5 protein-coding genes, 1 tRNA gene and 1 pseudogene are annotated in these 12,547 nt (G+C 29.0%); 2 read left to right on the plus strand and 5 right to left on the minus strand.

Translation table 11 applies throughout. The annotated features are described in order from the left end of the window. Positions 1-4: 4 nt before the first annotated feature. Positions 5-241, minus strand: a complete 237-nt coding sequence (gene rpmB, locus HACICURV3402_RS02830; protein WP_157992206.1) for a 50S ribosomal protein L28 — start codon at positions 239-241, stop codon at positions 5-7. A 749-nt stretch (positions 242-990) separates the two neighbouring features. Beyond that, entirely contained in the window at positions 991-1,995 is a 1,005-nt protein-coding gene (gene trpS / locus HACICURV3402_RS02835) for a tryptophan--tRNA ligase (RefSeq protein WP_157992806.1), read from the minus strand. A gap of 1,106 nt (positions 1,996-3,101) precedes the next feature. Here trpS and metG point away from each other — a divergent pair. Continuing rightward, positions 3,102-4,751 (plus strand): annotated as a pseudogene (metG, locus tag HACICURV3402_RS02840) (methionine--tRNA ligase); the annotation flags it as partial. Between the two features lie 843 nt (positions 4,752-5,594). Here metG and folA read toward each other — a convergent pair. Continuing rightward, positions 5,595-6,077 carry a type 3 dihydrofolate reductase gene (gene folA / locus HACICURV3402_RS02845; RefSeq protein ID WP_157992808.1) on the minus strand — a complete coding sequence of 161 codons (483 nt, stop codon included), beginning with the start codon at positions 6,075-6,077 and terminating at the stop codon, positions 5,595-5,597. Between the two features lie 1,158 nt (positions 6,078-7,235). On the opposite strand from folA, the gene HACICURV3402_RS02850 reads away from it, so the two are divergent. Then, positions 7,236-7,308: transfer RNA gene (locus HACICURV3402_RS02850), tRNA-Ala, on the plus strand. Positions 7,309-9,374: 2,066 nt separating this feature from the next. Here HACICURV3402_RS02850 and lpxK read toward each other — a convergent pair. After that, the gene (lpxK, locus tag HACICURV3402_RS02855; protein WP_157992809.1) at positions 9,375-10,376 is read right to left on the minus strand and encodes a tetraacyldisaccharide 4'-kinase; all 1,002 of its coding nucleotides are present in this window, start codon (positions 10,374-10,376) and stop codon (positions 9,375-9,377) included. Next, positions 10,345-12,090 (minus strand): lipid A ABC transporter ATP-binding protein/permease MsbA, encoded by a 1,746-nt coding sequence (gene msbA, locus HACICURV3402_RS02860; RefSeq protein WP_157992927.1) that lies wholly within the window; start codon positions 12,088-12,090, stop codon positions 10,345-10,347. Before msbA ends, lpxK begins: the two co-directional genes overlap by 32 nt. Positions 12,091-12,547: the final 457 nt, after the last annotated feature.

The following is a 12,547-nucleotide window of genomic DNA, read 5'->3' on the forward strand; positions in this document are numbered from 1 at the left end:
TTATCTAAATATTCCTATGATATACACGCAGGTCATCTAAAACTACCTCAATACCTTTTTTATCAATAATACGCATACCTTGAATAGATATCCGTAGTTTAACGAATCGTTTTTCACTTTGCACCCAAAAACGATGGGAATGAAGATTAGGAAAAAATCGTCTCTTTGTTGCATTCATTGCGTGAGATCGGTTATTTCCTATCATTGGACGCTTGCCCGTAACTTGACACACCTGTGACATATACATTCTCCAAACATAAATTATTTTTTAATAACTAAGATGAATTGACAAATCACACCAAACATATAAACACCAAAATCATATATAATCTTTTCAAGTCAGTATTTTTACTAATTTATAGATACAGATCTATAGAAATTTCTACAATATTCTTTTATTTAAACTATTTTAAGTATTCATCCTGGATGTTTGGCTCATAGCTAAGACTAAGTTTTTCAATATTAGAAATCAATTAATTTGTCTATTACTAGATCATATAAACCTACTATGTTAAAATACTTACATTCATATAATATATAAAATATTTAACTTGGCATATTTTCAATACTACTATAGTAAACCTTATCTATGATTAAATCATCTATATATGTTTGCTGAACTATTTATCACAATTTTTAGATACAATTCTTAATATAATACTACAGTGCTATCTAATTTAAATTAGAATTGTAATTCAATTACATAATAAATAATTCAAAAAATTAAAATCGAAAAATCAAAAATATCTTATATTCAATAATTTATCTATTAGACTATTGTTATTAACTACATTACGACAACTGAATCAAACTTCCATTCTTACTAATTACTAATTAAACCAAAATAAAAAATATTAATATCTTATCCTATTCTAAATAGTTTATATTATACCATAATCAATCGTTTCTCTATCTAAAAAAATAGATTTCGAAAATCAAAAATATAAATCTCTACCATTATATCTTTGAACCTAATGATTCTAATATTTATTATGGTACATAAATTAAACCAATAGCTTCATGAACTTTTTTCAATGTTTCATGAGCTTTACGCCGCGCCTTCTTAGCCCCTTCTGCCATTACTTGTTCTAGAAAAACTTCATCATTTCGGTAACAAGAATAGGAGCTCTGCAATTCTATTAAAAACCCAGATAGTCTATCTATCACCATGTTTTTTAAATCTCTATACATCTTTCCAGAAAACTCTATTTCTAAAACATCTACTGAAATGTTGCTGATTGCGGATAAAATATTTAGAAGATTTGAAATACCTGGTTTATTTTTTAAATCATAACGAATAATAGGAGGCTCATCATTATCAGTTAAGGATTTTTTAATTTTGTTCACTAAAGATCTCCGATCTTCTAATAAACTAATAATATTATTACAGTTATTATCAGATTTGGACATTTTTTTAGTAGGCTCCAGTAAAGACATAATACGACCACCAGACTGAAGAATGTATGGTTCTGGTAGTGTAAATACATCACCATATCGCGCATTAAAACGCAAAACCATATTACGACTAAGCTCTAAATGCTGTTTTTGATCTTCACCAACTGGAACTTTTTGAGTCTGATACAAAAGAATATCTGCTGTCATTAAAACTGGGTAAGTAAAAAAACCAGCATTCATAGTTTCTTTATGAGAAGCTAGTTTATCCTTAAACTGTGTCATACGTTGTAGCTCACCAAAATAAGAATAACAGCTAAGGATCCAGCCTAATTGTGCATGCGCAGCTACTTGTGACTGTACAAAGATAATACTTGTCTCAGGATCTATTCCACAAGCTAAATAAAGTGCTATTGTATCTAATATGGCTTTACGCAACACACTAGGATCTTTTTGGACGGTCATGGCATGTAAATCAACAATACAATAAATACACTCATGGGTATCTTGCATCTTCACCCACTGACGTATTGCACCAATATAATTTCCAATAGTTAGTTGACCCGATGGTTGAGCACCGCTAAATACAATAGATTTTTTCATTTTTTATCTAACTTAAAAGTAATCTGTAATGACAAAAACAGTTCCACCTTAACCCAAATAATATATATAAAAAATATATATATCTTAATATATTATATTATAGATAGTAATAATCTAATGTGCTACTAATAATACTATAATTAAACTAATAACACTAGCTCTACCGTATTTATTAAAAGACTATATATCAAAATGCCCTATACATAATAGTACACTTAGATCTAAGAGTCTGAATATCATTTACCCCATGAATATAACATTAACCTTAAAAAACCATATAAATACATTGATATTCAAATAACTAAAAAGAAGTAACTAAAACACAATAATAGAATCATTACCTCTTGCAGAAGTAGCGTATTCAGTACAAATATAGCACTAAAGTAAATCGATATCATAAATTTAATAAATCATTCTGACACTAATCTAATCTTAAATTCCAAACATAACTTATAATATTCGCTCATCTCATCATTCCTTGATATAATATTCTTTAGAGAAAGCGAATAATACTACTTTAATCTTTACTAAATAAATAAGTTCAAGTCATCTACATCTTAAATAAAAGAATTCCTGATAATCGTATCATCCGCAACCACATTAACTAATTCTGTTTTACACGAATGAACATTAAAGTCATAACATAATGATTATAAATCATTATAAAAATTTTTTTATTTCATCAGATCGTAAGTATAATTTCTGTCCTTAAGATCTTGATCTTTTTTCTTAAAAAATCAAAATAGAATAGATTCTAGCAATACTACAAATATAGACATAACATACTAACCTATACTAGCTGTATCTCTACTAAATCATGCTATAGCTCTCCTTGCTAATTAAACAATTAGCGATCTATTAGTAACAATAGTTATATGTAAAAAAATTTTTATGTTGTAATAAATTATTATAATAAGTCAACCTTGAGAAGATTAAATAACGTAAATACTACAATAAATTTTATGTGCTAAAATTTTTAACATCTAAACAAAAATCATATTGATTATGAATAAAACTCTCTCTTACTATAAGTATCGTAGTTTATGAAAAAGTAATCATCAGCTACTATAATATCTTATATTTTAAAAGGTATAATAAGCATTACTATGACCCTGATCCCACAAAAAATATTAGTGACGTGCGCTTTGCCGTATGCTAATGGCTCTATCCATCTTGGACATATGCTTGAACATATTCAAGCAGACATATGGGTTCGTTTTCAGAAACTACAAGGACATGAAGTTTATTTCATCTGTGCCGATGATGCGCACGGTACGCCAGTCATGCTAAAAGCGAAAGAAATGGGAATAAAGCCGGAAGAAATGATTGCAAATATAAATCAAGAGCATAAGAATGATTTTTCTGATTTTTATATTAACCACGATCATTACTCTTCTACCCATAGTAAAGAAAATCGTGAGTTATCTGAAACGATCTTTTTACGCTTGAAAGAACGTGGATTAATTATTACTCGTACTATCTCTCAACTGTATGACGAAAAAATTAAAATGTTTTTACCAGATCGCTTTGTCCAAGGAACCTGCCCTCACTGTAAAGCACCAAATCAATATGGTGACAATTGCACAGTATGCGCATCAATTTATACCGCAACAGAGTTACTTGATGTCAAGTCAGTCATCTCTGGAATAACTCCTGTTCTGCGTCAATCTAAACACTTCTTTTTTGATTTACCACAATTTCACACCCTACTAAAAACCTGGACTTCTTCTGGAACACTACAAGAGTCAGTTGTCAATAAACTCATAGAATGGTTTAAATCTGGGTTAAAACAATGGGACATATCACGTGATAAACCATATTTTGGTTTTGAAATACCTAACGAACCAGGAAAATATTTTTATGTCTGGCTAGATGCTCCTATCGGATATATATCTACATTCAAAAGTTTATGCAATAAAAACAAAAATATTAATTTTGAAGAATTTTGGGATAAAAAATCTAATACACATCTTTATCATTTTATTGGAAAAGATATCATCTATTTTCACAGTTTATTCTGGCCTTCCATGCTTGCAGGTAGCAACCTCCGTTTACCAACTAAAATTTTTGTGCATGGTTATCTCACAATCAATGGTACAAAAATGTCTAAATCACGTGGCACATTTATCCAAGCTAGGACCTGGCTTAAATACTTAGATGCCGATAGCCTTCGATACTACTATGCTTCTCGACTATCGTCAGGCATTGAAGATATTGATTTAAATCTTGAAGACTTCATTAAGCGTATTAATAGTGATGTCGTGAATAAAATTGTAAATCTTGCTTCACGCACCGCCTCTTTTATTAACCAACATTTTGAAAGCAAATTATCTAACAATCTTTTGGATCCAAAAGTATATCAAATATTTATTAATGCATCTCACAATATTGCTGATTTTTGGCATACTCGAGAATTTCATCATGCAACACGTAAAATTATAGAATTAGCTGATATTGCTAATCGCTATATTGATACTAAAGCTCCATGGCTTATAGCTAAAGTGAATAATAGATCTACTGATCTGCAAGCTATCTGCTCAATGGGAATCAATTTTTTTCGTATACTCATAACATGTCTTAAACCAGTCATGCCATCACTGGCTACGCGATCTGAATCATTTCTTAATCATAAATTAACCTGGTCTAACATTGAAAAACCACTACTAAACCATCAAATATCTATATTTACAACCTTATATGAACGGATTAATATTAATCAAATTCATGACCTAATGGCTTCTGCCTCAGAAGATTCTAATTTAATAAAAAAACAAGAAACATTGTAATAAACCATTGATTCTTTCGGATAACTATATTATTAATTACCTGAATAATTAGTTATGTTCAGATTATATATTTAAAATAAGCTACTTACATAAAATATCCAGATCTATCTATCCAACAAGCGTCTCCACATACTCAGATAAATCATTATCTGTTGTTCATCATTATAATATAACCATAAAAAAATCAGAACATATTGAATATTTAAATCAATGGGCTCTATGTCTCTATGTTTATAAAAAAACCAATCCTATTCCTTTCCTAATAAAAAAGGAATTTCTTCCAATAAAATTGGAAAAATTACACTCCTATAATTATACAGTATATTATGATCATACCTTTAGTGTCCCTTCTTATCTATTATGACCACAGATATAATCTTATAACTCACTAAAAACTTATTCACTCCCCTTCACTAAAATTCCATGATGATGTGTATCATAATAAAAGCTATAAAATTATTCTTAATAATATAAACTAATCATTTAACATAATTAACTTTTAAGAAATTCAAAATTAAAAACTGAATAAAGAAAACCCTCGCAAGAAAAGACAAATATAATAAGTATCAACCATAGAAATACCCTATTCTTCTTTAGGAAAGGGAATCTAGTTTTAGTTAATCAATATTAATAGGATTAATAATCCTACAAAAATGCATCAATTAATATCAATCTCTGATATGAAAATATATCACAATCACATCAATTTCTACTATCACATGAAACTAATCTTAATACCTACTCTGAAATCCAAATATTTATTTAAAAAATACATTCATGAGATAATTAATCTTAAACCTAATTAATAAAAAATTAACGACGGATAAGAATCTCAAATAATAAGTTATAAGGATTGTTCTCATCAGCATATACAACTTTACTAAAGATCACCTGCCATTTTCTGATATTATAGTCCGGAAAATAAATATCTCCTTCTACTTTTGTATCAATATGAGTGAGATATAACCGTTCTGCTTTTGGTAACATTTGTTGATAAATACTGCCACCACCAATTACCATCAGCTCCTCTTCTAACTCACTTAGACTCAATGCTTTTTCAATAGTAGAAACCGACCTTGCTCCTACAATATCTAAATTTGTTCTACTAATGACAATATTACATCGATCTTTTAGCGGAACAGCGATGGATTCCCAGGTATGACGCCCCATAAGAACAGTCTTATGTAATGTCATTATTTTAAACCAACTTCGATCAACAGGTAAATCCCAAGGAATCTTATTTCCTGCTCCGATTACACGATTACTTGCAATAGCTGCAATAATACTAATTATCATGCTATAAAATCCAATAATTAGTCCAATATATCACAGAAACGTTTCTGATCACAGAGGACCTCATTAAATCTCATTTTTATTCAAACCTAATCTATGCTACCTGTTTATCTATAAAAAAATCTCTCATTAATTGTAATATCTTCTCATCTACTTTAGTATGATTTGTAGATATCTTACATCTTACCGTTAATAGATTCTAGTTTAACCCATCCTGCTACTCATTTTACAATACAAACACAAATCAACGAAACGCTATCTTTTCGTCTATCAAGCTTAGACTTTATACTTAAACTATAATCGATAATTACTAACATATTACTATATATTAGTATTATAATAATAAAAAGATTACAAGAATAAAATTTAACGTGCATTCCTATATACAAAGCATATATCTATATATTAGATAATAATTAGCTTTAAGTCATAAAGAAATCCATTTATATCAACATTATATAAGAAAAATCTTACCTATTTTATCTGTAGCATTCTTTAGGATTCAATCTATATTTCAATCAAGAATATAAATAAGTGGACTAGAAATATATAATTAAAGCAATATTACCTATATACTTAAAGTATTTGAACATAATGTTCATTACTACTATTAATTTAAACTTTAATAAAAAAACCAATTAGAAATTATTAATTATAAATTATTAGACAAACTCAATAAATCTATTTTTTGAAAAAAATTAACTCTTTATTGATCTTCATTAATTATGAAGTCTGATTAAATATCCTAGACAACTCTGTCCTAAATTCCCATTCTTTCCATCAATTCCGAACTCCTAAGAAATTTAGCTTTTAAAGAAAAAATACAAAAAATACAAATAATAATGAAAATAAAATAAAAAATTATATTAATATTACATATGATTTCTAATCATTTTGTTTAAAAATACTTTTATTAATCATAATTCACAATCTAAATACGAAATTCTAACTAATTAAAAAATAAAAATACTTAAAGATATATATCTCAACTAATATGAACATATCGATAAACTTAAAAAGAAAAACTACCTCAAGGAAAAACCATAAAAATTCTTGACGATATAATTTTTTTATCTAAAATACATTAATATTTATATTAATACGTAACTAAATTCGCAAGATAATATTGATTATATAATTTAATATGTTATTAAAATTAAGGGGGATATAGCTCAGACGGAAGAGCGCTTGCATGGCATGCAAGAGGCCAGCGGTTCGATCCCGCTTATCTCCACAAAATAGAAATCGATATTGTATAATACATCGACATATATTCTGATATTCTATTAGTATTTTATTATTTTTTGAGCCCTACTATCTATATTCTATATTGCTCGAGAAGCGAAAAATTCTGATCCGCTGAACAAATTAGAAATTATAACATTATATATCCTAGAATATCTGTCTGTTATTAAATAACATCAAAGATAGATCAGATGTTTTAAGATCACACTAAAATATCTAAATACACTCAAAATTATTTTATATACTGACCACTAATAAAAAACCTGCTAGCTTAACAGAATAATTTTATTATATAATATACACTTTTAACTTAATAAGTTTTGAAATAACATAATATATACAAATACTTACCTATATATAACTTATAGTATAGTAATACTATATCATATGCACACAGCCAAATTTCAAATAATAAAACACTTACCTATCCAATACAATTCTATATATAATCTAAAAAAATAAAAGACATTATAGTATAAATAAAATAGTCTAAATTCAACAATAAGATTTTAACCATACCCATGGCAGATAAACGAAGTATAAAAAATTTAAATATAAAAAATCAAACAATATATAAAATAAAATCTACCATGTGAACATGTAAAACTTTAGATAATAACTAAAAAAATGATTCTAAAAAAGGAAGATCTTATAGAATACGGCAATATAATAACCCCCCTGAAGTGTTTCGTTATCCTAATTTTGAATAAGAAAAATACAGCGAGATACTAAAAATCATAAAATCTATTTAAAAAATTACATTGTTATGCAATCTAATCAATTTTTTTAAAATGTTTTTCTATACAAACACTTTTTATCAATATAAAAAAATAAAACTTGTTTAACAAAACATCATATTCAATACACATTACTAAAATTAATGTATATGATTATTATATATTCTCTATTAATCTTATTATTTTAGTATCTTTCTTATATCTTATATTAGTATCTTTTCTTATATATTGCTTCTGGTCTCACTAAATTTAGATAATATAAAGACTATTCAATGAGCAAATCTTATTCAAAAATTAAAATAATATAATATATATTTCATTATAGTTTGAAAAAACTCATTCTACTTTAATAAAAAATAGATGTATATATTTTACAATCACACCCCTTCTCTCTTCTCTTATTAGAGAAATAATACAATTATCAATCAAAATAATAGTTTCATACTGGTATTCTATTGGTCTCCTCTTATAGTCTATATTGTATACATACAATTTAAAGCGCAAAATGATAATAGCTTATATGATAATCAATAGCACAGTATATATTAACTGTAATAGTGAAACATTTAGATTTAGATTCAACTAATCTATATCCAATAATTTATCTTTATTCTATCTAGAATATGTTTATTTTTATAATGTCAAGATCCTTTTGAGTTAACAATACTAATACACATAAACTTGAATAAATAAAAACAATGCCTTTTGAATAAATTACTACATGAAACTCAATATATTCTCACAGAGATCTAATCTAACTAAATATCTACGCTCTTAACTAACTTTATAGTATAACACTGAACAAGAGTGACTTAAGATAAATAAAATACTTAGATCAATATGAAAGTTTCATAAATAAATCTTTCACATTCTATCCATCTTATTAGAATAAGATACTGATCAAAGATTTTATAAAACCAAGAAAAAGTAATATTATCTATGAGATTATTTGATTAAATGATATAGTTATTCGATTATAAAATCGCTTCATCAACCTTATTTTATGTCTAAGTTATAACATAAATTATATTTGATCATCTAAAAAGGAAACAATAATTCTATTTTAATAATCAGTGAATAATATTAATTATAATATCTTATGCAGAATCAGATTATATTTCTGACATCTTTCATTCACTCTTGATAAAAACTTAAATTTTAAAAATCAATTACTTATTTTATAATAAAAGTATAAAAAATATAAAAAGAAAAAATAATTTAGTGAATATAAATTCACTTAACATACAAATCAATTATTATCTAGTAAGATAATAACATTATTTAATATCTGCATCTTAATAATAATTATTATTAAAATCTAAATTAAAACAATAATTAAAGAAAGTAACGCTTTAGCTTCTAGCGGTGATAAAACAACATTCACTGGCAAATACCACCAATTATCCTGAGCAAAATTACGAACTTTAACTGCATCCTTTTCAGTCATAAGCAAAGATTGTTCTCTTGAGGCTAAAGAATATAACATTTTTTCAGTATAGAACTGATGATCAGAAAAAACTACTTTCTTGAGTATTGTTACTCCTTGCTTTTCCAGTGTATTAAAAAATCTCTGTGGATATCCAATTCCAGCCATCGCTACCACATTCTTTAGGCGTACAGCTGGAGCGCGCTCTCCAGAACGTAAGTTCACCGCTAAATCAGGTTGTAAATACATACCTAATTCACCTGGTAAAACCGTACCACCATTAGTTATTTTTGCTGTCACATTACGCAAGCGACCTTCTCGTTCACGCATTGGACCCGCTGGAAGCCACCATCCATTACCAAATCGTCTCTCGCCATCAATGACTACAATCTCAACATCACGGGCTAGGGCATAGTGCTGTAATCCATCATCACTAATAATCACATCCACTGAAGACTGAATTAATAACGCCTCTACTGCACTTCGTCTTACGGGTGATACTACTACTATTGCTTTCGTTCTCTGATAAATTAATATCGCTTCATCTCCAGCTTCGTATGTAGTGGTTTTTGACCCCACTATCAATGGATAAGATCCTGCCTTTCCACCGTAACCACGAGAAACAACACCAACAGAAAAGCCTAGATCTTGTAACGAAAGAACCAACCAAATCACTAATGGAGTCTTGCCAGTTCCACCGGAAGTTAAGTTTCCTACCACTACTATAGGTACAGAAGAACGCCACGCTTTTCTCCAACCTAAAAGATAACTTAAACGTATGAAATTAGTTATTAATCCATATATTAAGCTTAATGGTAATAATAAGTAGCGAAAAAACCCATATTCCAAATAAATAAACTTATTAACCAAATTGCATTTTATAAAGTTGCGCATATACACCAGGTTCGGATAATAAATTGTGATGAGTACCACGCTCCACAATCTCCCCATCTTCAACAACAATAATTTCATCAGCATTTTCAATGCTAGAAAGACGGTGAGCAATTACGAGAGAAGTACGATTTTTTTGTAACTCTTCTAATGCTGCCTGAATAGAACGCTCAGACTCAGTATCAAGCGCTGAAGTCGCTTCATCTAAAATAAGAATTGGACAATCACGTAACATAGCACGTGCAATAGCAATTCTCTGACGTTGTCCTCCAGAAAGCACCACACCATTGTCTCCGATTAATGTATCAAGCCCATGATCCATTTTACTAATAAACTCCATCGCATGTGCTATAATAGCTGCTCTCTCAATGTCATCGCGACTATACTTCTCTTGACAAGCATAGGCAATATTATTGGCTACTGTGTCATTAAATAAATGCACATTTTGTGACACTAGAGCCACCTGACTACGTAATGAACCTAGTCTATACTCACGTAAATCGTAACCATCTAAAAAAATATTACCAAACTGAATATCATAAAACCGAGTAAGTAAACTCGCTATTGTTGACTTTCCAGACCCAGAACGACCTACTAAAGCGACAGTTTTTCCAGCTGGAATAATAAAATTAATATTCTTTAATGCAGGAAACTCTCTGCCTGGATAACTAAAAGTCACATTACGAAATTCAATTCTACCAACAACACGCTCTACACTATATTGACCCTGATCTATTTCTTTTTGACTATCAAGAATCGAAAATAAAGTTTGACAAGCCGCCATACCACGCTGAAAATGAGAATTCACATTTGTTAAAGACTTTAAAGGCCTCATCAAACCTATCATGGAGGAAAAAACTACAGTAATAGTTCCAGCAGTCAAAGTTTCTGTTACACTAGGAAAGCTAGCCACAAAAAGAACAAACGCCAATGCCAGTGAAGCAATCAGTTGAATAATTGGATCAGAGATAGAAGAAGCAGAAACCATCTTCATACCCTGTTGTCTCATGCAATTACTAACACGATTAAAACATTCATTTTCAATATCTTGACCTCCAAAAATTAATACTTCTTTATGCCCTTTTAGCATTTGTTCAGCACTCGTTGTGACCTGACCCATCATATTTTGCATATTTTTACTAATAATACGAAAACGCTTAGACACAGTGCGAATAGCCAGTGATACCATAGGCGCTAATACAATCAGAATTAAAGACAATTGCCAACTATAGTAAAACATAAGTATGAACAACCCAATGATGGAGGCCCCTTCACGTACTATCGTAACTAAAGCACTAGAAGAAGAAGAAGCAACGTGCTCCGAATCATAAGTAATACGAGATAATAGAGCGCCAGTAGACTGTTGATCAAAAAAAGATACAGGCATACCCATCATATGATTAAATAAACTACGACGTATCTTCATCACAACATTACCAGAAACCCATGAAATACAGTAGCTAGAGATATAACTGGTTACGCCTCGTAATAACATTAAAGCAATAATAACTAAAGGCATCCATGATAATACTTTATGTCCTGTTTTTCCAAAACCATCATCAAGTAAAGGTTTTAACAACGAAAGCATTAAAGTATCACCGACAGCATTAAAGATAAGTGAAATAGAAGCGACAATTAATCCTAATTTATATGGTGTAATGATCGGCCATAACCGATGGAATGTTCTCCAGGTGGAAAAGTTTTGATCTAGATACATAATGTAACCAGCATTAGTTGAAACAGAACTAATTATTCTAACCAGCATCCCTCGTCATAGAAAACTATCTCTGACACTAGCAAGTTATTATTTCTGTTAGGCTAAGGACATAAGTAAGATATAGTTACTTCCTAAACATCTTACTCCTTAAACCAAAAAAAAAGAAAAGGATAGGTCCTTAATCCTTCAAAATCTTACCATATTCCTACACACAGTATCTCATTATAAATACCAGTCTATTAACATAATTATTCCTTCTAACCCCCCGATGAAAGAGAAGTTATTAGTACTATGGGCATAGTAATGAATGAGACAACCCTAAAGACTTTAGGACATGCTAATATGAATCACATATTTTTTATAGCTATTGTTGCGAGATTAAATTAAATTCATAGAACTTTTTATAACTTTTAATCAAATACTTTAATAAAATACTAAGACTCACCGCAACATAGCC

The organism is Candidatus Erwinia haradaeae, assembly GCF_900698925.1.
Lineage (GTDB): Bacteria > Pseudomonadota > Gammaproteobacteria > Enterobacterales > Enterobacteriaceae > Erwinia_E > Erwinia_E haradaeae_I.

Bases quoted from the DNA above. Each gene is read 5' to 3' on its own strand.
- rpmB (WP_157992206.1), bottom strand. From the start codon at position 241: ATGTCACAGGTGTGTCAAGTTACGGGCAAGCGTCCAATGATAGGAAAT.
- trpS (WP_157992806.1), bottom strand. From the start codon at position 1,995: ATGAAAAAATCTATTGTATTTAGCGGTGCTCAACCATCGGGTCAACTA.
- folA (WP_157992808.1), bottom strand. From the start codon at position 6,077: ATGATAATTAGTATTATTGCAGCTATTGCAAGTAATCGTGTAATCGGA.
- lpxK (WP_157992809.1), bottom strand. From the start codon at position 10,376: ATGCGCAACTTTATAAAATGCAATTTGGTTAATAAGTTTATTTATTTG.
- msbA (WP_157992927.1), bottom strand. From the start codon at position 12,090: ATGTATCTAGATCAAAACTTTTCCACCTGGAGAACATTCCATCGGTTA.